This window comes from Mastigocoleus sp. MO_188.B34 (assembly GCF_030065675.1).
GTDB lineage: Bacteria > Cyanobacteriota > Cyanobacteriia > Cyanobacteriales > Nostocaceae > Mastigocoleus.
Genome location: NZ_JASJDK010000003.1, coordinates 48,144 through 71,859, shown reverse-complemented (window position 1 = coordinate 71,859; position 23,716 = coordinate 48,144). Strand labels below are relative to the sequence as shown.

Sequence of the window (23,716 nt, the reverse complement as noted above, 5' to 3'; positions counted from 1 at the left end):
TCTCCTCTGGTCAGCTTACCTTTACCCCTACCCCTCTAAGGATGAATTAAAATTTTGTAGGTATCTGATGTCGGGGAAATAGCTTGTTCCAGTGCAGCAGATAAATCTTTTAGATGATAGCGATCGCTAATCAATGCTTCCACATCAATTCGTCCATTAAAAACAATATCTGCAGCTAAATCTTGTAAGCGGTATGAGGAACTATAACTACCCATCAAATCAATTTCGCGTCGGTAAAGAACATTTGGATTGATAGGAATTTCGATTTGATCGGGAAATTCAGCAAAAAATAATATTTTTCCACCCTTCCGGGTACAATCCAAAGCCTGAAAAAAAGCTTTATCGCTCGGAACAGCAAGTAAAGTTACATCTACACCCAAACCATTAGTTAAATCATTAATTTTGGTTACTAAATCGGGATCGCGAGCATCAAATGCAGCCTCCGCTCCCAAAGTTACAGCTTTTTCAATTCTTGATGGTAATAAATCAGTAGCAATTGCTTTTGCGCCAAAATACTTGACTAACATTACGAACATCAAGCCAATTGGACCCGCACCAGTAATCAAAACTGTTTGACCGGGAACAATTCCGGCTTTTTTCACAGCTTTCAGACAGCAATTGGTGGGTTCGACAAAACTAGCAACTTCAAAGCTGACACGATCAGGAATAGGAATTAAACCGCCATTTCTGACTATGTGACTGGGAACTTTAACATATTCAGCAAAGCCACCACCACTAGGTACAAAACCTGCAGTAGTACAAATATTTTTGTAGGTGTCACACATAGAAAAATTATCATTGAGGCAATAAGTGCAGCGCATGCAAGGAATATGGTGCATTACTGCAACTCTTTGTCCTACTTGCCAATTCTTCACTGATTGACCTACTGCAGTAATTGTACCCGCCGTTTCATGGCCAAATATACGTGGCGGTTGATAAAGAGGATAACGAATCTTTTTGATATCTGACTGACATAAGCCAACAACTTGCATTTTTACCAGTACCTCATCTGGAGAAAGGGAGGGTACAGGAACATCTTCGTAAGACAGTTGGTTTACACCTCTAAATACTTGTGCTTTCACCTATTATCATCTGCGATCAACGCTTATAGATCTACCATCTCTTGTGCCATTTGAAAATTTAGCGAACGCAATTAAATGAAATTTTGTTTTACTGATGGACGAGCAACGATTTTAAGACCTACTTTGATTTATCCTGACTTCTCAATTCTTCTCCAACAGGGCTTACGCAATTGTCACAATCGGTGGTTGGTGCGTGACGTTATAAGTCTTATTGCTACGTTCAAATATTTTCGCATCTCACGCACCCTAAGCCAAAAAATATGCCAGTTGCGTAAGTCCTATTCAATTCAGTATTAATTTTTTAATTCAGTATTAATACTTATGAATGATAATTATACGTTTTGACATGAAATTTGTATGCGATCAGCATAACTATTATTTATAAATATAGATTTTTTTAAGGATCACTTTTGCTGTCTATTTTTCTTAAACTGACTAGTTGATTTTACGTAAAAAAGTCAATATGTGATCTTCTTGACTTGAACTTTTTTCAATTTATCTGAAGAATAAATCAAATATTACTCCTATAAATAAATAGTACAAATACTTAAAGTAAATAAAATTTGAGGGATTTTAATTGTTTAATTACGTAAAAATGCAGATTAAAAATATATATCTCAAATTTTGTTCGAGATAGATAATTAAGTGGATTACCAGAGAAATATATATATTTAATTTTATCGGAAGTATTTAAAGCTTTTCTAAGGATTAATCATTTGTATTTAAATGCATTGCATCTCTTTCCCTAGTGTATTAAATTACTGCTCAGGCATGAATCTAATACATTTAAATACTTGGTAGGCCAAAAAACAAAAATTAGAAAAAATACTCACGACAAAATATCCGGATGCACTAAATAAAACTCAGTATCAGTGATTTGAGAGTCTTAAAGTAAAAATTTATTATGCGTACTGCCATTTCTATTTCTGTTACAATTTTCATGTTAAGTTCTCTAACTTTTAATGCTGTTTTCACTTCCGTACAGTCAATTGAACAGTCATTTATACCCATTGAGAACCAAGAAATAATCGCCGACGGAGATTCAACAACACCTAGCAAAGGTACACCTTATAGAGGTAGTGGACGTAGACGGTTTATGTAGTATTTCATTGATTTATATTTAAGCGTCTGAAGAAAATAATTCAATCTGATTACAATACTTGTAGTTAAATTTTTAACTTAATATGAATTGAGTCTCATGGCGGTTGAAGTCACTTTTCTAACCTCAATTAATTGTATATAACAACTCAATCTATCTAAATATAAATGATTTAGTTATGATTTGTTTATTGTTGATTATATATACGAGTTTTAGAAACTTTGATAGAAGACTATTGAGACTTATTTGGTAATACTGTAATCAGTAATTAAGAATTGAAAATATCAATCTACTTTGATGAAATATTGCAGCAATAACCTATTTGCAGCAATATTTTTATTTGTACACATAAAGACGTGACAGAGGTTCAGCCGAAGCCACAGGCTCTGTCGCGTCTTTAACTATTTGAAAAATATTTGAAAAATATTGATTTACATCAAAATCAAACCGGTTTGCGAGCAATCAAATACTTACTCATGAAATGAATTTGGGTGTCAACACTTTCAAAACCAGCTTTATGCAGACGTTTTATTAAATCATCAGTCATATAGTTTCTGTAATAAGGTTCGTGAAAGGTTTCTGAAAAGTTCTCCATTATTACTTGCATTTGAGGTGAATCACTCATTTGAATTGAGTCGCAGATAATAAAAGTTCCTCCTGGCTTTGTCACACGAAAAGATTCTTCAATCACTGACTGTCGAACTGGTGCTGGTAATTCATGAAACAGAAATACGGAAGTAACTGCATGGAAATAGTTATCCAAATAGGGTAATTCTTCTGCATTAGCTTGTAGTAATTGCGGTAGTTCTCCAGGAATTTGAGATAAAACCTCATTAGCTTTGCGTAGATAAGCAGGAGATAAATCCACACCAAATAAGGATACTTCAGGTAATGCACTGCGAATGGATTTGAGAGTTCTACCTGTTCCACAAGCAACATCTAGCACCTTAATTTGTTTCGGTAATACATAGCTGAAAACTTCCAAGGATTTCTTGAGGGGTGCGAGAATACGTCTCCTCATTGGATCCGCAGAACCACCAAACAAAATTTCTACTTGCAAATCATATAAATTTGCTGATGAATCACTTAAGTAACCATCTGTCTGATGATGAAAATTTTGCACATAATAACTGGGATATCCCTGTATCTCAATTTCTGGAGCAAACTCTTGATATTTTTTGTTTTTAACACGCTCCCACATTTGGGGCATATCTATCAAGATTGCAGGATAATAACGAAAAAAATCTTCCCAAGAATTATCAAATAATATTTCTTTGGAATATATTCCCTGTTCCGCGTCTTCCCAATCAACCTCTAACAGATGATTTAGTCTTTCTTGTAATTCAAGTAAAACTTCATTTGGTATGGGTTTAGCTTTTTTCTCTGAGGGAGAAACAATATCCATTAAGCGCGTACTGAGAGTTTTGTGCGCCAAAGCAAATAAATTCTTACCCTGTTGAAAACTTTGGTATGTAAATTTCGTTATCGTATCGGACATCGGAAATCCAGGTTGTTAACTTTTATTTATTAAATTTTAAATAATTTTCACTAAGAAATCATAAGCTTTTTCATTATTTGCTTATTTTCAGCCTTAATACTTTATCCAAGAATACAACCGAAAAGAATTATTCTCAGAGCTTTTCAGGCTATTAAATTGATAAAAATACCTATGGCATGAGCTAAGAGCGATCGCTTTTTCTCAGTATTACTCTGGAAATATATTAGTTTTTATTAAAAAGTTAGTATTTTGTGCTGTTGGTTACAGTTTTTTAGATATATTAATGGTGGGGTAAATAAAAGCGAGTGATAACTGATTAATAAGAAAGTGGCAACCCTATTGAGGAAATATATCTATCTTCTTCATACCCGTAATAGCTTGATCGATAATGAAAACTTGGGTAAGCCCTAAAATAAACCTTTACGAGGTTGATAGAAAGAAAATTGTAAAACCTAGCCGCTTAGTAGAGTGTAGTGTGGGTAGTATTGGGTATTACGCCAGCAGCTTTTATCCCATCGTTAAACTTGTGTGCCCGATTGGTGATTAAAAGTTACAGATTCAGGAGAGTTGTGAGATGACTACTCAAGACAAAGCACGCGCTTTAATGATGCAGCACTATCATCAAATTAAGAACCGCCAACAATCCATGCTAGAACGTGTGGTAGAAGAAATTGGTTTACCAAAAGAAATTGCTGATTATTGGCAACCAATTCAAGGAAAAATCAGCCCTAGCGTCAGGATAAGTTGCGATCGCTCCCACGCATCAATGAGCTAATGAACTAGCACAAAAGAAAGCCACCCCTAGTAGGTGGCTTATTTATATAATTAGGTGTTACTTTATCGCAGGGTAATAAAGAACTTAAGAATAATCTTTTGTCAACCCTTGCAAATTAAACGTCGTAATAGAGGGAGAACTCATAGGGATGGGGACGAAGACGTAAAGGATTAACCTCATTATCTAGCTTGTAAGAAATCCAATTTTCAATGAAGTCTTCAGTAAATACGCCCGATTCTGTCAAGAAGTTATGATCTTTTTCCAATGCTTCTAAAGCTAGTTCTAAAGAACCCGGTGTTGAAGGAACTTTTGCTAGCTCCTCTGGAGAAAGATCGTAAATATTTTTGTCTAGGGGCTCACCAGGATGTATCTTATTCTTGATACCATCTAAGCCAGCGCATAACATTGCAGCAAATGCTAAGTAGGGGTTACAAGTTGCATCGGGACAACGGAACTCCAAGCGCTTAGCTTTAGGATTATCACCACTCAAGGGGATACGCACGGAAGCAGAACGATTACCTTGAGAGTAAGCCAAGTTAACAGGTGCTTCGTAACCTGGGACTAATCGCTTGTAAGAATTAGTACTGGGGTTAGTAAATGCTAACAATGCTGGGGCATGCTTGAGAATACCACCGATGTAATGTAAACCCATTTCGCTCATGCCAGCATATTGATTGCCAGCGAATAAGGGCTTACCATCTTTCCAAATGGATTGGTGAGTGTGCATGCCAGAACCATTATCTTGGAATACTGGTTTCGGCATGAAGGTAACAGTTTTGCCGTATTTGCGACCAACGTTTTTGATGACATATTTGTAAGTCATCAACCAGTCAGCAGCTTCAATAATCTTACCGAAACGGAATCCTAGTTCGCACTGACCACCTGTTGCAACTTCATGGTGGTGTTTTTCAATAGGTACCCCACACTTCGCCATTGTCAACAACATTTCCGAGCGAATATCTTGTGAGGTGTCGGTTGGAGGAACGGGGAAGTAACCTTGCTTGTAACCGGGTTTATAAGCTAAGTTAGGACCTTCATCTTTACCAGAATTCCAACGACCTTCTACAGAATCTACATGATAGTAACCTGAATGTTCATTTTGGTCGAAGCGGACATCATCGAATATGAAAAACTCAGCTTCCGGACCAAAAAAAGCAGTGTCGCCAATTCCTGTAGAAACTAAATAATCTAATGCTTTTTGAGCAATTACTCGTGGACAACGGTTGTACCATTCCCCGGTACGAGGTTCCTTAATACTACAAATTATACTTAGAGTTGGCTCTTTCATGAAGGGATCGATCCAGGCAGTATCAGGATCGAGTACCATTGCCATGTCAGATTCGTTGATAGCTTTCCAACCCCGAATACTTGAACCATCGAAAGGAACCCCTTCGGTAAAAGAACTTTCATCGATTTGGTCTTGATAAACCGTAAGATGTTGCCAAATACCCGGCATATCGATGAACTTCAGATCGATCATCTGAATGTTTTGGTCTCGAATCATATCCAAGACTTCTTGTGGGGTTGTCATGGTCACTCCTTAATCTGCCTATTTACAATAATCAACCGATAAATTTTAAAGCATTGCTGACCCTGCGATCTTAAAACCGAGATGATGACACACCTGGAATATCTTATGAAGACCGAATTCAGTATTTTGTCATTTTTGTTACAGAACTCTTTATTTAAAGGTTAGATTAACCTTTTATAGAACTAACTGAAGAAGTTACTACACAAAACTCCACAGTTTATGTGTTCGGGGCAACTTTGACATAGAATCCTAAAAGTAGGTCACATAGGTCACAGATTAATGTGCCAGAGTCTTACTTAGTTTGCTGGTACAAATCGTGGCATATAATAGCAGCCAATTAAATAAATATCAAACTTATAGATAGGAACCATTGGGAGAAAAGCGATGCGCGATGCAGTGACAAATTTGATTCAGAATTATGATATTGCAGGGCGTTATTTTGACAGAAATGCTATAGATAGCCTCAAGTCTTATTTTGAGAGCGGTACATCAAGGGTAAAGGCTGCTGCAATGATAAATTCTAATGCTGCGGCTATTGTTAAACAAGCTGGTTTAGCTCTGTTTGACGAACTACCAGAATTAATTCGTCCTGGCGGTAATGCTTATACTACCCGTCGTTATGCAGCTTGTTTACGAGATATGGATTATTATTTACGCTATGCGACCTACGCATTAGTAGCAGGAAGCATGGACGTTTTAGATGAGCGGGTGCTTCAAGGATTGCGGGAAACTTATAATTCCTTGGGAGTTCCCATTGGATCTACAGTTCGTGGAATCCAGATTATGAAAGATATTGCCAAAGGGCAAGTTGCAGAAGCCGGTATTAGCGATACTAGCTTTGTTGATGAGCCATTTGATTATATGACACGAGAATTGAGCGAAAAAGATATTTAATAAGTAATGGGGGATTGGTGATTTGGTGTTTGGTAATTGCTAATGGGTAATTGCTAATGGGTATATGCCCACATCGCTGGCGCGATGTTAGCAAGGCGTGACGCGTAAGCGTCATATGGTCATTGGTCATTGCTAATTTATTAATTTATCATCTCCCCAATCCCCAGAGGCTATGACTATAGCTACGCTACCTATAGCTGCGCTACCTACGGATCCGGAGCCGTCACCTGCGGATCTGCCGACGCCGCAGACTCTATGCCGCAAGGCGGGACGCAGTGCAATCCCCAATCCCCAATCCTCAATCTTTAATCCCCAAAAAAATTTGACTAAGCAAAGACTGGATATTTTATTAGTACAAAAAAATTTATGTTCCTCTCGCGCTACCGCACAACGGTTAATTCAAGCAGGAGAGGTGTTTGTTAATAACCTACTAATTGATAAAGCGGGAACGGAAGTTGATGTTGCAGCAGTAATTAAGCTGAAAGAGCGATCACGCTATGTTTCCCGTGGTGGAGAAAAATTGGCTAAAGCTTTAGATGAATTCCAAATTCAAGTTTCTGGACGTGTTTGCTTGGATGGTGGGATTTCCACTGGGGGCTTTACAGATTGCTTGCTCAAAGCTGGTGCAAAACGCGTTTACGGGATAGATGTAGGTTATGGGCAGGTAGACTGGGGTTTGCGAAATGATTCGCGGGTTGTATTACGCGAACGTACAAATTTGCGCCACCTTACAGTAGAGAATTTATATCAGGATTTAGAACTTACAAATTTAGAGCACAAAAATTCAGATAGTAAAAATTCAGATAGTAAAAATTCAGATCAAAGTGGAACCCTCCTCGAAATAAAGGAGGGTTATGCTGACTTAGCTGTAGTTGATGTATCTTTTATTTCATTGACCAAGGTTTTACCTGCAATTTGGTTGCTAACTCAACCACCTCGGGAAGCAGTATTGCTAGTTAAGCCACAATTTGAGGTGGGAAGAAATCGAGTTGGGAAAAAAGGTGTTGTGCGCGATCTTGACGACCAAGCAGATGCTATTTTCCAAGTCCTAGAAGCTGCACGAAAACAAGGATGGAATTATGCTGGTTTAACTTGGTCGCCAATTACAGGTCCCAAAGGTAATATCGAGTACCTGCTGTGGTTGAACGTTAATAACAAAAAGCCTGCACCAGATCTGGATGCAATTAAGAAGGTGACAAAATCTGCTTTTGCTGAACTAAAGAAAAATTAAACTGACAAAAGCTAGACGTCGTAAACTAGGCATTCAATAGCTTCGGGGTGATTTTCACAGTACACTTCTAGAGAATTTTTGCGTTGAGCAGCTTGTTTCTGGTGAGATTTTTCTGCTTGCAATTCTTCAACAATATCCCAAGCTACAGCACATTCACTCGAACCATCTCCTTTGTCTTGACAGGTGGAACGAGCTTCAACAATCGCTTTCTGAATTTCTTCTGTGAGCATTGGGTTTGTAACCGTTTCCATATTATTTGCCATTACCTAAGCTCCTCAATCGCTAAAGAATGTAATTAAAATTTGGAACGTTCCGCATTTCAAGATAACAAGAATAGAGTGTTAAATGCAAACATTTTGTTGAAGAAACTTTGTGTCTTTGAAAAAGATTTTTACTTTCAATTTTTTAAATAAATGGCAATAAGTAATAGTACTTATTTCTGATGATTTTTGAAAAAAATCAGCGGTAAATCAATAGTAAATCTAAAGTGAATTATAAGTTCAACAAATTTAACTCTGAATTATATCTGGGCATTTTATTTATTTAATAATTATTCAAAATGTCAATTCCAATACTTGCTTTTTATCGTTAAGCAAAAGTATTTTTTGAGTCAAAGTTTTCAAATATACTAAGATTGATTGTTGTTTTTATTAATCGTGAATAAATTTAGAATATTTCGATTTTGAAAAATAATCCGATATAAGGCTTGCTGCCTATTGTTTACAACTATCCCAATGAGTAAGGAATTATGTCTATTAAAATTCATGTTCGTGCATATTTTATTTAAATAAAATATCTGAGGGGAAGTTTATATAAATACTTAAAATTATACTTAGAGTTGTACCTCGGTAGATTTGCTTGAAATACTAGGCACATATTTTTTTATGTTTAACTAATATAAACTGATGTTTCCTATATATATTCCAAATCAAAACTTTAGTAAAATATTTTTGTTTACGAGTTTCCATAACCCGGATAAATTCAAATTGAGAAGCGATAAATAATACAAATATTAAATATTGCTTTTTTTGTTACTTAATTCTTGTTGCAAGCGATACAGAATCGTATTTGAATCCACTTCAGAAAGAATTTCTGTAATTACTGTGCTCACACCTAATTCACCCCAACTACAACCCTTTTGTAAATATAATTGAGCGGCTTTCCCAACCACATAAGCTCCATAACCTGCGATTCCACCTTGAGTTATTGCAGTTCCTGCAAATGCTGTAATGTGTATAGGATTGTCTCCTGATGCGATCGCAGTTGCACTTTTTCCCAAACCCAACATAAAGCTGCTGGCTAACTCGCTTAACAATAAACCACCAGAACTAAATAAAATGGTCTTCAGGATTTTTCCTGCTTGGTAACCGGTCATTGGTAAACCGTATAATTTTGCAAGAGCGCGAATTAGAGCTAGATCAGTAAGAGTTCCACCCACAACATCTAAAAATGCGATCGGGTTTAAGCCAACAGCTAAAGCTTTGTATCTAGCAAATCGCCAAATTAAATCTTCTGCTTGGGCTTCGCGCTGGTCAACACTTTTAGAAGCAATTGATTCTTCAGCAGTTTTTGCTTGTACTAATGCATTAAGCGCCAGTAGCGATCGCCCTTCCCGGTTAAGAATTTTGAGAATGGTTTCCTTTAATTGTTCGATTTGAGGAGGCGGAGTTTCCCATTCATAATTTACAGTACCATCGGGATATTCAACCCTTACTTCTAAAGGCGTTGGTTCCGCTGCTACCATAACAATTTCATCCGGTTGCAAAGGTTTTTCCTGTAAAGTGACTGCACCTAATTGTTGCAAATTATTATAGATATCTGCTTTATCTGTATCTGGATATAAATCAATTTTGTTGAAAACTAAGATTAATGGCTTTTGCGCTTGTCGTAATTCAGATAGTGCTTTATATTCCGTTCTGGTAATATCCCCGGAAACGACAAATAAAATTAAATCAGCTTGATAAGCGATATCTCGCGCCATTTGAGCCCGTGCTTCTCCAGCAATTTCATCTAAGCCAGGAGTATCAATTAATTCTACTTGGACTTTTCCCCCTGGTTGCCAACGAATGGAGCGAGGATACTGAGTAACACCATGAAGAGGACCTGTTTGGAGAACTTTTTGTCCAAACAAAGCATTTATGACTGCAGACTTACCACGACTGACCAACCCAAAAGCGGCAATGCAAATTACGTTATTATCTAATTTGTTGAGAGTAGAAGTTAAAGACTCCAGTTCTGGTTTAACCAAACCTGCTAACTGCGGGTTTGATGATAAATGTCTGGGCTTGCGAAAATTTCCATACCAAGATATTGCTTGTCTGAGACTAGCACGAGCGCGGTTTAAATGAGTTTTTTGCTGATTTCTAGACACGAGGGGAAAGAGTTTTAGTCCTAAGTGTATCTGTATTAATTTTAAATTTTATATTGGGGAAGAAGATAATCAAGGTATTGCAAAATATTTCTGACTGGGCTAATTTTTGATTTTTCTCTTTCTCTGCTCAATGACATTTGCAGAAACACCATAATATTCAGCCGCTTGAGACATGTTTAGCCGTAGTAGATGTTCTTGTCCCAATTCCATTTGTAACTCTGGCTTTGAAGGAGTAATTTTTAACGCACACATGATTTCCGCAGCAACGGCTTTTGCAAGTAGGGGGGGGACAGAATTTCCTACCTGACGGAAACCGTGCCATTTTGTTACATGAAAACGAAACCAGTCCGGATAAGAATGTAATCTTGCAGCTTCTCGAACGGTAATACATCGTCCAGTAACAGGATGAATCGGACGAGGAGAGGTAAAAGCACCCCTATTTCTGGCGGTTCCAGCTCTTAGAGTATTGGAAATACCATTTTTATCAAGTTTACGAAAATGACTAATGGGTTCTGTTTTCCCCGGTAAAGTCTCTTGAAATCTTTGAATTGATAATTTAGAGTGTTGGGTGCGAATACTTGAGGTCAAAATTTGTGCATCAAATACACGCCCATAAGAGTAGTCTTCTTTCCCAAACAAAAAACCCCGTAACTTACTGCTGTAATTACTAGGTTTACCGTAACCAGAGTTTTCTCCACCAATTTTTGTCCAATCTTGATCTAATAACTCTGGATATTCTTCAACTTCTGGTAGATCACCGATTGCGTCCCACACCGTAGGAGTTGGGATTAAATGGGGTAAATCTACAATATATTTTGATTTGCTAGCATTGGCGGGCTTAGTAATTGCTTGGGGATATTTAGGTAAAGATAAATCTTGGCGAGATCCTAACAAAAATAACCTGGCTCTACTTTGAGGTACGCCATAGTTGGCTGCATTAAGTACGCGATATTTACTTTCTACTTGATAACCTTTGGTATTAAATACTTCTATAATTTCCGATAAAAATTTTTTGTGCTCGCCAATGGTTAAACCAGGGACATTTTCAAATACAAAATACTTTGGTTTCAATTCTAAAACTAACCGCAAATAGTGAAATACTAATTTATTGCGGGGATCGTCTAAAGCACGTTTACCGATGGTAGAAAATCCTTGACAAGGAGAGCCACCAAATACCACATCTACTTCTTGTTCGCCAATTTGAGATTTATTTCTGATATCCTTGCCAGTTATATCTTCGACACCATGACATAATATAGGCCATAAGGGAAAGTTAAATTCATGAACTGCACAATGAATTGGGTCTAACTCCACCGCTGCAAGTACGTCAAAACCTGCTTGCTCAAAACCAAGGCTCATACCACCCGCACCAGCAAATAGATCCACTGCTATGGGTCTTTCTTGAATCTTCATCTTATGTTTCAAACTATCCCACTGCCTAGAATACACGTGATTCTTGCTTGGTTAGTCTTATAAATTTGTTTTTTTAACAAAAACAACACTTACGTAGTACGCATTTCTGGAGGATTTCTGAAGGTTATTGAACGTTTGATGAGTTATATTATGTCCGCTTAATTACTTATGAAAAAATATGTTTGTAGTAGCGCTTTAGCGTCATAGTAAAGATATTGGCGCTCAAGCGCTACTACCAACCTTATCGCAAGTGTTTTACCGGACATGATATTACACCTATCTATAAAGTCCTGACATAAAAAAGTGGGAAAGGTATTCCTTTCCCAGACAAAAGCTACATTGATATATGTTCTAGAAAAGCAAAAAACTTGAAGTTAGGGTTCGCAAATAAAATTCGTAGATGTATTTCGAGGGAGATATTACATTCTGCAAACATCTCTTCAAAGTATCAAAAAATTTGATTAACAAAGCGTGAATACATATTTTGCGGATATTGCTTACCGAAGTTATAAACTAAACATTCATACTTTTTCCTACTAGTTAAGTTACATCTGCAGGAAGCAAGCAGGTATTTTCTGGTAAAATATGTTCTCAGTAGCTTAGCGTATTTTTTGCCTTAAAACTACTACTCACTCATGACACTATCTTAGGTAACGGGAAGAGTCGAGTAGGATGGGAAGAATAATTTTTTACAGAACCTTGTAACACTTTTTCATAAGTCGCTTCGTACCCATCTACCATTTGGGTAACGGTAAAATTGTTTTTCACATATTCTCGGCATGTTTTACGATCCAATTCTAAAGCTGCTGGGATCATTTCTGCCATCTCATCATAGGTTTGACAAACAAAGCCTGACTTTCCATGAGCTATAACTTCAGGCACTGAACCCATTTTTATACCAATTACTGGTGTACCAGTAGCCATTGATTCAATCATTACCAAGCCAAAGGGCTCATCCCAAGTAATAGGAAAAAGAGTAGCGGATGCATTACCAAGCAAATCTGCTTTCTCAGTATGATTCACTTCACCTAGAAACTCAATTTGCTTGTTATCAATCAGAGGTGCAATCTCTCGCTCGAAGAACTTGACGTCCACTACATCAACTTTTCCTGCCATTTTCAACCGCCAACCTGTTTTCTTGGCAATTGCAATTGCATGTTGTGGTCCTTTTTCTGGGGAAAAACGTCCTAAGAATGCTAAGTAAGGTGGCTCTTGAGGTTTAGGGTAGTAAGAATAGTTACCAATATCGATGCCGTTATAAACAGTCTTAACGTAATTAAGATCTATTTGACGTTGTGCATCACTAATACTGATGTAAGGTTGCGTTGAGTGATAGCCAAATATTTCACCACTATCCCGGCTAAACCTACCATGTAGAGTATGTACTGTTGGTGTTGAGACTACCTCGGCTAAAGGTAATGCCCAAACTCCCACATGGGAATGAATGATGTCGAATTCGGCAGCTCGCTGGTAAGCTTGGCTAGGCGCTAATACTTCGTACAAAGGTCGTTCTTGAATTTTTGAATCCAAGCGTAATGCACGAGGATAAACAGCTTCTAGAGATGCCAATGTTTGCGAATCACCTGAAGCAAATAAGGTAACTTCATGACCTCGACGCACAAGTTCATCAGTCAAACGACCCACTACAAGCTCAATCCCTCCATAGGTAGGAGGCGGAACTCTTTCCCACAAAGGGGCAATCTGAGCAATTTTCATAAGTTGTTTTGGTTCAGAAGTTAAATTCTTAATTGGAAAAGGGGTTGAGTAACCTAGGAAGTCAAATTTTAATTTTTTTCCTAAAGTTTGAGATAACCATAAACTTTCACTAAACTTACTTAATTTAGTTAGTTTTAACCCTTTGAACGCACCTCCAAATTCAAGCCTTTCATAGAACTATAGCTTAGGTTTTACATCACTAACTATATTTTTAGCTCTTGAATACAACATCTATAATTAGGTTTATATTAAAATTATATTTTTGTCAACATTGAGTATGTATATGTGTAGGCTATGCTAACTTTTTATCATGCTTTTGCTGACTGTTTATACAGTAAATTTAGGAGAGATAATTAACAACAACAAGGATTAATTAAGAATTAAAATTCGTATTTTATTGATATTTTGCAATAAATTTAAACCCATTATTTTAATTTAAATTATTTACTAATTACTTGTAGCAAAAAAGCACAAAGTACCAGTATTTACTATTTTAAATTACCCAAAAGCTCTATCATATATAGCTTTAATTCTATAAAGCAGTTAAATAAATATTCAATAATTAAGCTTTAACATAGACGTTACCTGTTGAAATATAATTGATGCTGTAAGCATTTTTATATAAACAAAAATATAAGATAAATATCCATTATTGCTAACAAAAAAAATAAATTTTATTTTAAGTGTCGATAAATATTGTTTTTATTGCTTACATAAAAAAAATTAGGCTGAGTGTAGAAAGCATTTTTTTTGAAATTATTAAAAATACAGGTATATTATTCTTTAATTATTGGTGACAAAACTATCATAAATATCTATATAGTTAATTTAGGTTATTCTTTGAATTCACGAATATCTTAATAATTTTGGATTAGTAAATATATATTCCATTTATAAAGTATGAACAAAACTCATAAAATCTGATTTCCTATCCAGTAAACCTTAATGTTTTATTAATGTTAAGCGATCCCAGTTCCCAAATGATAGGACTTAATATAAAAAAATTGCCATTATGAACAGGAAAAAGTGTTGCTTTAGTGCTTAGGAGAAGCTTACAGTGGGTATGACATCTTCAAAACAGATAAAAATAGCTGTTTCCAGAAAAATTACGTCACTTTTGTGTAAGTTAGTACCAAGCAAAACTGTTTCGGCGAAAAATAACCCATCATGATTTCTAAATAATGACGATTCGTGAGCTATGCAGAAATCGAATTTAACAGTCGTTCTGAAATACGAGTAAATTTAGAAGTTGGGATAGATGTACCAATAGATTAATTCTTGCTTTGGAAGGTTCATCTGGGTAAAGTTATATTTTAATTCTTAAAATCAAGTAAAACTTACGCAAAATCTACGTAATTGCATCATCACCTATGACTAACATCACGCTAACAGCTTTGCTGCGCTAACCCCATCCTATGTTCCGATCGCAATGACAAACCCATATTCTATGGAAACACTGGAGCATGCGGCTCTACGAGGTCGTCGGTGGAGAGGGAGCCCCTGTTACACTACCGATGGATCCACTAACTTACGGATCCGCGTTAGTTGCATAAGTTCCGACCGGAAAATAAGCAAAAATTATTACCTTAAGCTATTTACATTGCCTTTCAGACAATTATTTTAATATATGCAAGTTATCTTGCTTTATTACTGATTAGTTTTTTATACTCTAGTTTTTAAGCGTTTGGAATTACCCCCAGCATATTAAGGAATGGGTAAAATTGAGAAAAATAAACTCTATAAATAGAGTAAAACTGGTACTGGGGAAATTGAGAGTTCTGGTTGTTTTCTAAAGCTCACAAATAATTTACAATTCGGGATAAAGCTTGCAAAGATAATCATCACACCAGAAGCACAAGAATAACTTTTGGTGTATCTTAGTTTATACTTAGCTATTTCAAAAGGTGATTACAGTTAAGTATTTTTATTTATGTCATGGTATTAATATCTATTTTATTTAGGTATGTATCGCTTCAAATCAAGTTATTCTAAATTTTTGGAAGCGAACCTTTAACAAGAAAATACTTGCATTAATAATCACTATTAAATAGTTAACATTCCCAGTAGAATGAATGGTTTATTCCTAGTTTTTGTGTGTGGTGTATAGTGAGTAGAAATTAAGTATTATGCATGAAATTGATTACTTCATTGTTGCAATTTACTTGCTTGCCATAATTGCATTTGGCATATTTTTAGAGAAAAAAGCATCAACTGGTATAGAATCTTACTTTTTGGGCAATCGTAATTTGCCTTGGTGGGTTTTAGGAGCTTCAGGAATGGCTTCTAATACTGATTTAGCAGGGACAATGGTGATTGCAGCTTTAATTTATGCTTTGGGAACTCAGGGATTTTTTATTGAAATCCGGGGTGGAGTAGTTCTAATCATGGCAATTTTGATGATCTTTATGGGGAAGTGGAACCGTAGAGCAAAAGTAATGACTCTAGCTGAATGGATGCGCTTACGATTCGGAACGGGAAGAGAAGGTAATACAGCCAGAATTATCAGCGCGGTAGCGAATATCATATTTTCTATTGGTGCTATGAGTTACTTTTCTGTAGCTGGGGGAAAGTTTTTAGGTCAATTCCTTACTGTAGATGACCGTATAGCATCAATAATACTCATTGGAATGGCACTTGTATATACGGTAGTCAGTGGTTTTTATGGAGTAGTCTGGACTGATGTTTTTCAGGGAATATTGATTTTTCTGGCAATTATTTATGTTTGTGGGATCGCTTTACACACCGCAAATATTCCAGAAACTTTTTCTGTCTCTATCCCTAATGACACAGGTTTTGAATTGTACAATTGGAATTTTTCTGATTGGAGCAGTATATCTCCATCACTGACCCTTGATTTACCAGGAAATTACGCCATTTTTAACTTATTTGGTGGAGTAATCTTTTTCTACATGGTGAAGGTTTTTATGGAAGGCTTTGGTGGTGCTGGTGGTTATATGATCCAACGCTATTTTGCTGCTAAAAGTGACAGAGAAGCCGGTTTATTATCTCTTTTTTGGATCTTCTTACTATCATTTCGCTGGCCCTTGGTAACAGCTTTTGCGATGTTGGGTATTCATTATGGGGTTGTAACTAAAGAAGTAATTCCCGACCCAGAATTAATTTTACCCACTGTAATTCGTGAATATGTCCCCACTGGTATCAAAGGGCTATTGATAGCTTGCTTTATTGCCGCTGCCATGTCTACCTTTGACTCTATTATTAACGCCAGTGCAGCTTATTGGGTCAAAGATATTTATCAAGCTTATCTCAGACCCCAAGCCTCAGAACGTCAACTAGTTTGGCAAGGTCGTTTTGCATCTATTCTTATAGTTGTGTTGGGATTATTATTTAGTTTCAATATCACCAGTATCAATGATATTTGGGGATGGCTTACCTTGGGTCTTGGCGCAGGTTTATCCGTACCATTGGTATTGCGCTGGTATTGGTGGCGTTTTAATGGTTATGGTTTTGCCATAGGTACAATTGCTGGCATGCTAGCTGCAATTATTACGAAGTTAATGATAGAACCTACCTTAAGCGATCCACAGTTCAAAGAGTATGCTTTATTTTTGGTTCCCAGTATCTGTTCGTTTGTTGGTTGTATTTTAGCCACAGTTCTAACGGAACCAACTGAATGGGAGACAATGAGCAACTTTTATTTAACTACCAGACCATTTGGGTTTTGGGGTGAAGTACGCGAACAACTTCCTAATAATATCCAAGCAAAAATCAAACGGGAGAATCAACGAGATATTTTAGCTACTTTTGTCGCCATACCTTGGCAATTAACTTTATTTATGACGGGAATAGCTTTTATGATGAAACGTTGGGATACCCTTGGTTTTTTGATATTGGGCTTTATAGTCTTATCCATAGCTTTATACTTTACCTGGTTTAGACATTTATCTAAAGAGGTAAAAATAGAAAATCATTTCCAAAACAGCGATAAAGTTTCTAAAAATCCATAGAATGGATATATTCAGAGAAATGATGAGATTGAAAACATATTTCCACTTGAAACATGACATTTCGTGAATATGTAATTGAATAGGATGGTTTCAAAAATAGTAACAGATAGTTGGCAAATTCTAGATTAGACATATAGTATATGCAACTCAAGTCTCCTCACACAATTAAGTAAACTGCGGATTTAGCTGATAAAGTCCGCAGTTTTATTTTATTTCGCATTTACTAGCCTACGAAGAAATTCTTAAAAATAAATCTTAAAACTGGGCATTTCTGAAGAAATTTGCAACTTTATCCACAAAATTTAAGTTTATTAAACACTAACTGTTTATGACGTAATTTTCCCAGGTTAATTTATATCTATATGAAAATAGAAAAAATTCAACGTACTGATTTTCTCCGCAAAATTGTATTAACACAATTGTTACAATTCAATTTTACTAGTATGATTGTATATAGTTAAGCTCCTCACACCACACTTAAAGCTGTGAAACTTATAGTTTCACAGCTTTTTATTTTTCGTACATCTCAAAGATCTGAACTTATTGATAATAAATAATGTCATGATTTGCTGAAAATGCTATTCATACAAGTTATAACTTATTGCTTTTTACTGTGCCTAGATAAAAGTAAAAACTTATGAACTAACGTTTTAAATGATTCCTAAAACTCAGATATATAATTCCTAGGTACCTAAAGTTTTCTTATTAAATTATCTTTTGAGAGTAAATATTAAGTTATCCATATAGTAACTTTTACTTATCTATAGTAGTTTATGACACAAAACTTACTAGATTTGAACTTAGGTTATCTAAAAATTGACAAGCTAAATTATACTTCTAAAATTATGACCAGTGACTGGATTACACACTGGTGCCATTCAATTAATAAGATTGCAGTTTTATCTCATATTTTCAGTAAATTATAATCTCCTCAGATTGATATTTCATACCAAGTATGAGTTTTTATAAAAAAGTAAAAGCGCCTAAGTTTGATTTATGAATGTATAAATATTTTCACAAGTATTATGTCAGATAATATTTTGTCGGTAAGTAAGAGTAAATAAAGTGCTAATTACTGATTTCTTCTATCTATCTGACTTTGTAGATCTATTTATTTACTAAGATTTACATAAACTGCCTATAGACATTTATAAAACTTTAGATATATTCTATATTTCAAACTCAAATAAGCATTACTCTAATTATATTTGATGTGATATTTTTAAATAAAGAGCTAACAGCGAAATTGGTGAATAACTTATAATAAATACTCTCAGCACTTTCAGAAATCATGAGAGTACGTGTATATTCTATGCCATATTTCGCTAGCTTTCTTTGATAGAAGTCTAAGAGCAAAATAATTTCTTGGGCTGTATCTGCTTGAGAAATATTTCTTAATTAATCACCTTGGGCTTTGGTACTTAAATTTACACCAAAGGAGACTGAATATGGGTCGTCTACTATACGAGGAATCCGTTTCTTACAAAGGATATCTCATCATTCCTTTTGTTTTCGGTAAAGCCGATAAATATGATATTTTCTCCTATAAATTGCTATCAGCAGTTGGTTACAATAGTAAATTTCATAAGGTAGAGAATCCTGCGACTATCTATGGAAGTAATACCGAAAATGTAATTAAGATAGCTAAGGAGCATCTCGATCTGCACTCCGATTTAGTTGCTTATAGTGATGCTTTTAGGTTTCGCTATACATACCGAAATAATTTGATTATTGTTTTTAACCAAGGTGGTAAATACTTTTACGATCACTACCCATCAGATTCTTTAAATAATATTGCAGCACCAAAACTATTTAGATCGGAATATGAGTGTTTGCAGTGGATTAAAGAGGGTTTGGATCGTTTAAACATCAGAAACAAGATCCAGAGTTGTACGAATCAGTGAATTATTAGGTTTCAATATTCCGATTTATTTGGCAACTCTGAGACCAATTGTATCGCTGGGATCTTTACCAAGAGTTTAAAAGTAGGTTAACTAATCATAAGTAGTGATTTTTATGTGTGAGGCGGGTATCTTACCCGTTTTTTTATTCTTTTTACTATATCCAACCTTAAAAACCCTTATGGAACTTCTATCCCATACTCCCCAACGCCCAAATTTATTTCTAAAATATGAGCGATGTTAGTATGATTTGATTATGGAGCGATCGTAAATTGAGTTAAGCAACTCCAATCTCCCAGTTATCAACACAAATCGAATTTAAAATAATCAGGACTTAAGCTGTTGTGCATTTTAAATGCACAACAGCAAGTCAAAAGTAAAAACTCAAAAGTCATTAGATCTAGCGTGAGGGGCACCGGAGGTGAACGGCTTTGCCGCGTTCTAAGCGTAACGTAGTTTATGACGCTGTCGCGTCACACTGCGTTAATGCGTGTCCGTAGGACATAATTGAAGAAGGTTTGAGACCTTGCTATCGAATAGAATAATGTACAAATTAGATGCGTAACAGCTTACGCACACACAACACAATTACACTCATTGCAAGGTAAAGTTAGGAAAGAGTTTCCGTAAGAAAGCGGCAATCTTAAACCAATGACCTTGCGGTCACGCTAGAGCCTGAGACGCACCTAAAGGCGTAAGCGCAGCCATACCGTAAGGTTTAAGGCGACGGCGTTCACCGTAAGGTGCGTCTTTGCCTCTAGCTATAGCTGCGCTACCTACGGAGCCGCTACCTTACGGATCCGCTAATGGAAAGAAGTCCCTAAGGAAATCGCAATACTTATAAATACTTATAGCTCTATGGATTGGATCTATTACGCTCTGCTAGGCGCTAAGCGCTAAGGTAATGACTGCGTAAGTCCTAAATTAAATAATAACTAAATTTAAATTGGACATCAAAATCAACAGTAGCAGAACTCATATTCTTTCCGTTTACTTTGGAATGATTTAAAAGGTGATTGAAAAAACTCTGAACCTTTGTTCATATAAAATATATAATTCCGATGCTAACGGATTTGATATCAAACTAGGGAAGCCAAAAATTGGGTAAAACTGATTTACTCACCTCCCGCACAGTTTGATTAATTTGTCTGGCTACTTGAATATGTCCTTCATCTTCTTCCACTGACAAAATTTTAGCCAATTCTCCTGCTTGTAAATACTTGATCGCTAGATTTGCAGCTTCTAAACCAGTAACGTAAGCTTTTTCCTGAGACCAAGAACCATGACGATTAATAATCCAATCACCACTCATAAATAAGTTAGAAAAACTAGTTTTGGCTGGAAGCATATGATTATAACTACCAGGAGCAAAATGAGTGACTGCTTGTGGTAAACGAATAACACTACTGTCAATAACTTTTGCTTGCCCGAAAGCAGGAACACATGTTGTTAAATAATTATGAACTAGTGGAATAATTTCTTTGTCTTCTAAGGGAATAAATTGATTTGCGTGGTAAAAATCTACTTCTACAACTGTTCCTGGTTCATCTTTGTATTCATCGTGCAAAGCATTTAAATCAAAAAATGTCCATCCGGTAGTGGAATCAAAGCCAAAACAAGCATTGGAAGGACGGGGAATATTAATTTTGCGATCAAACCACAGACGAGTTGCTAAAACATCTATTCCCCCTAAATTACTTAAATTCCGAAATTCTGCTCGGCTTTGCAAAACGGGACTACCCGAAACAATTTTTTTCATCCCATTAATACCGACTGCGAAAATTACTGCATCCGCAGTAAAAACCTCATCATCACACACAACACCTGTGACCCGATTGTCATTATCGCTGATTAAATCGGTAACTCGTCGATTTGTTAGGATTTTTCCTCCGGCTCGTTCAATTTTTTCTGCCCAAGGACGGAAGATTTTTTCCCCAACAGTTCCCCTACACCAAACGACATCAAAATCTGGTTGATGAGCAAGGATAAAAAAGTAAAGCATTCCTAAAGTCGCTGCTGCAGAGCATTGTTCTCCCGGTGCAAATAAACCCACCAGCAGCATTGGTTCAAAAGATTCTTTATATAGTCTTTGCGATACACCAAATTGTTTGAATAATTCCCTTGCTGTAACAAAGTCATAACGTCGCCATGCTGAGTCTGAATTATCAAAATCAATAACAGCGTAAAGTAAGGGTAGAGCGCTAAGACGATCAATTAAGGGCAAACGTTGAAATTGAGTGTATATAAAAGTTCCAAGAGGTGTTGGTAATCGAGGTAAGTCTTGAAAAATAGGGGACTCTGCTTCTAAACCCACAGGAGAATATTGCGAAGAACGAGTCCAAGTAGTGAAAGGGTTAATTCCCAACTCGTTAATTAAAGCAAAAATATTTTTGTAAGGATACCAAAATCCATGAATTCCAGCTTCTACAGAACGCCCACTACTGGTTTTCCAACCTGCTACTAACCCACCAGGATAGGAACCAGCTTCCAGAAGTGTTACTTGATAACCCTGTTTTGCTAAGTGATAAGTTGCTCCTAATCCAGCCCAACCAGCACCAACAACAACAATTTTCTTGTGTTGTAACGCTTCTGACATTTCTGCCTCCTGATTTTGTTTGCTGTTAGTCGCAGCAAAGACTACGCGATCTGTATTATTGCACTCCTCATATACTTTTATTCCCCACCTTGTAACTTTTTGAAATTAAGCAGTGTATCAACCAAGCGATTCTTATGCTTGGTTGAAATGCTTAAATTACTGATAATAAATTAATATTCCTCCTCAATTAAACGCTTGCCAATATACCAAGAAACAACCCTATCTTTACGCCACTGATAGCCGTACCATGCAGTATGTTTCTTACCTGATGGTTTTTTACACCAACAGTACTTATTACTACATTCAAATGCCTCAAGCTGGTACGCAAATTTACCAACCCGCTTAATCTCTAAAACCTCTCGTCTTGGCTTTGTAGGGATATCAAATTCTTCCTCCAATTCTCTTTTAGCGATTTGCGTTCCTAACCAAGATAGAAGAGCTCTTTGCTGCGTTAATGGTAATTTTGAGATGTGCTGCTTGAGCTCGAAATTCTCTGTGATAATATTCATCGACTCAAGTATTTAAACTATATTCAATCTTTCATCGTACTATTTGAATTTTCTTCGTAATTCTGAGTATAAGTTATTTAAAACACCAATATCGGTAAGTAGACTTTCCTTGATAAATAGTCATAGGACTTACCCTGTATTGGTGGAATACACTGTGTTGGGACAAACCTTAAGTAATAGTTAATAGATATTGCTACTACCCTAAAAACCTCCAAAAATCGTGAATTTACTTGGAGAGTAATCCATAAGATATTTTTATATGCAAAAAGAAAAATAGTTTCGGCCTGATGTTGAGAAAAAAAATCATACATAGTAAGCCCTAAAGAAAAGTTCACAATTCAAAAGCGAAAATATACTTTCAAATAAAAATTGAAAACATATGAATAACAAGCAAATTCTGTTGTAGGTAAATACATTTTCGGCGAAACACCTACAAAGTCTATTTGCTAATTTCCTGCTTAGTTTTTACCGCTAGTAAAAAGGGAATATTTGTCCCCAAAACTAAGTATTTTATGTAGGGCGTTTCATTACACCCAATAAAGACATTCTCACCCTGGTCGAGTAGATACAAAATTTCCGTGAGAGCGCAAGTAGCAAAAACACTTTGCTCTTACTCAATTGCTAGCACAATTCAAATTTACAGTATGTCTGGGGTAGAAAAGATTCAGAAATAGAATTTACTACGGCTTAAGGTGTATTTGCAATAGAACTGGGTAATAGATGCATGCCTAAAATGGAAAATAATTTTATGAATGCGTTTGTTGTCAATGCGACTTAAAACGATCAAAAATGACCTATTTTCACTTAGGAAGTAGCTACAGAGGAAGATGCAAATAAAAACTCAAGACTCAAAGCATAGCATGCATTAACGCTTTTTATAACAAAATATTTTACGCTAGCGATATTTCATTCATTTTGCATACTACTTGTTTATCAATTGTTTTATCTTAAAAAATACATGCTGTAATATTTTTATCGCAAAACTTTTTGTTGCAAGAGTTATGCTATGGGAAGTTGTTCCCTAAAAAATTAAAATATCTTCTACTTTCGTAGAGTTTAAGCTGTTGTGCATTTTTAATGCACAACAGCAAGTCAAAAGTCATTAGCATCGCGTGTCCGTAGGACATAAGTC

15 protein-coding genes are annotated in these 23,716 nt (G+C 36.0%); 6 read left to right on the top strand and 9 right to left on the bottom strand.

Translation table 11 applies throughout. The features are described 5' to 3' along the window. Window positions 1-35: 35 nt before the first annotated feature. Window positions 36-1,082 (bottom strand): zinc-dependent dehydrogenase, encoded by a 1,047-nt coding sequence (locus QNJ50_RS01375; protein ID WP_300631224.1) that lies wholly within the window; start codon window positions 1,080-1,082, stop codon window positions 36-38. A 904-nt stretch (window positions 1,083-1,986) separates the two neighbouring features. On the opposite strand from QNJ50_RS01375, the gene QNJ50_RS01370 reads away from it, so the two are divergent. Then, the gene (locus QNJ50_RS01370; RefSeq protein WP_300631222.1) at window positions 1,987-2,184 is read left to right on the top strand and encodes a hypothetical protein; all 198 of its coding nucleotides are present in this window, start codon (window positions 1,987-1,989) and stop codon (window positions 2,182-2,184) included. A gap of 439 nt (window positions 2,185-2,623) precedes the next feature. Here QNJ50_RS01370 and QNJ50_RS01365 read toward each other — a convergent pair whose 3' ends face one another. Beyond that, window positions 2,624-3,679, bottom strand: a complete 1,056-nt coding sequence (locus QNJ50_RS01365) for a class I SAM-dependent methyltransferase (protein ID WP_300631220.1) — start codon at window positions 3,677-3,679, stop codon at window positions 2,624-2,626. Between the two features lie 574 nt (window positions 3,680-4,253). Here QNJ50_RS01365 and QNJ50_RS01360 point away from each other — a divergent pair. Then, a complete protein-coding gene (locus QNJ50_RS01360) occupies window positions 4,254-4,454 on the top strand; it encodes a hypothetical protein (RefSeq protein WP_300631218.1) in 201 nt (66 codons plus the stop codon). A gap of 115 nt (window positions 4,455-4,569) precedes the next feature. Here QNJ50_RS01360 and glnA read toward each other — a convergent pair whose 3' ends face one another. Then, entirely contained in the window at window positions 4,570-5,985 is a 1,416-nt protein-coding gene (gene glnA / locus QNJ50_RS01355; RefSeq protein WP_300631216.1) for a type I glutamate--ammonia ligase, read from the bottom strand. Window positions 5,986-6,369: 384 nt separating this feature from the next. On the opposite strand from glnA, the gene apcB reads away from it, so the two are divergent. Together apcB and QNJ50_RS01345 are read left to right on the top strand one after the other, a co-directional pair. Further along, window positions 6,370-6,879 (top strand): allophycocyanin subunit beta, encoded by a 510-nt coding sequence (gene apcB, locus QNJ50_RS01350; protein WP_300631215.1) that lies wholly within the window; start codon window positions 6,370-6,372, stop codon window positions 6,877-6,879. Between the two features lie 322 nt (window positions 6,880-7,201). Then, window positions 7,202-8,110 carry a TlyA family RNA methyltransferase gene (locus QNJ50_RS01345; RefSeq protein ID WP_300631245.1) on the top strand — a complete coding sequence of 303 codons (909 nt, stop codon included), beginning with the start codon at window positions 7,202-7,204 and terminating at the stop codon, window positions 8,108-8,110. Window positions 8,111-8,121: 11 nt separating this feature from the next. Here the strand turns inward: QNJ50_RS01345 and QNJ50_RS01340 are convergent, their stop codons facing one another. From QNJ50_RS01340 to QNJ50_RS01325, 4 genes are all read right to left on the bottom strand, one after another. Next, window positions 8,122-8,373, bottom strand: coding sequence for a Calvin cycle protein CP12 (locus QNJ50_RS01340; RefSeq protein ID WP_300631214.1), 252 nt, complete (start codon window positions 8,371-8,373; stop codon window positions 8,122-8,124). 749 nt (window positions 8,374-9,122) lie between these two features. Next, a complete protein-coding gene (locus QNJ50_RS01335; RefSeq protein WP_300631213.1) occupies window positions 9,123-10,481 on the bottom strand; it encodes a GTP-binding protein in 1,359 nt (452 codons plus the stop codon). A gap of 99 nt (window positions 10,482-10,580) precedes the next feature. Continuing rightward, the gene (locus QNJ50_RS01330) at window positions 10,581-11,894 is read right to left on the bottom strand and encodes a DNA cytosine methyltransferase (protein ID WP_300631211.1); all 1,314 of its coding nucleotides are present in this window, start codon (window positions 11,892-11,894) and stop codon (window positions 10,581-10,583) included. Between the two features lie 633 nt (window positions 11,895-12,527). Continuing rightward, entirely contained in the window at window positions 12,528-13,610 is a 1,083-nt protein-coding gene (locus tag QNJ50_RS01325) for a glycosyltransferase family 4 protein (protein ID WP_300631209.1), read from the bottom strand. 2,126 nt (window positions 13,611-15,736) lie between these two features. On the opposite strand from QNJ50_RS01325, the gene QNJ50_RS01320 reads away from it, so the two are divergent. Together QNJ50_RS01320 and QNJ50_RS01315 are read left to right on the top strand one after the other, a co-directional pair. Next, a complete protein-coding gene (locus QNJ50_RS01320) occupies window positions 15,737-17,578 on the top strand; it encodes a sodium:solute symporter family protein (protein ID WP_300631207.1) in 1,842 nt (613 codons plus the stop codon). A gap of 1,448 nt (window positions 17,579-19,026) precedes the next feature. Next, the gene (locus tag QNJ50_RS01315) at window positions 19,027-19,482 is read left to right on the top strand and encodes a hypothetical protein (protein ID WP_300631205.1); all 456 of its coding nucleotides are present in this window, start codon (window positions 19,027-19,029) and stop codon (window positions 19,480-19,482) included. A gap of 1,081 nt (window positions 19,483-20,563) precedes the next feature. On the opposite strand, the gene QNJ50_RS01310 is transcribed toward QNJ50_RS01315, so the two are convergent. Then, window positions 20,564-22,075 carry an FAD-dependent oxidoreductase gene (locus tag QNJ50_RS01310; RefSeq protein ID WP_300631203.1) on the bottom strand — a complete coding sequence of 504 codons (1,512 nt, stop codon included), beginning with the start codon at window positions 22,073-22,075 and terminating at the stop codon, window positions 20,564-20,566. Window positions 22,076-22,245: 170 nt separating this feature from the next. Continuing rightward, window positions 22,246-22,584, bottom strand: a complete 339-nt coding sequence (locus QNJ50_RS01305; protein ID WP_300631202.1) for a hypothetical protein — start codon at window positions 22,582-22,584, stop codon at window positions 22,246-22,248. Window positions 22,585-23,716: the final 1,132 nt, after the last annotated feature.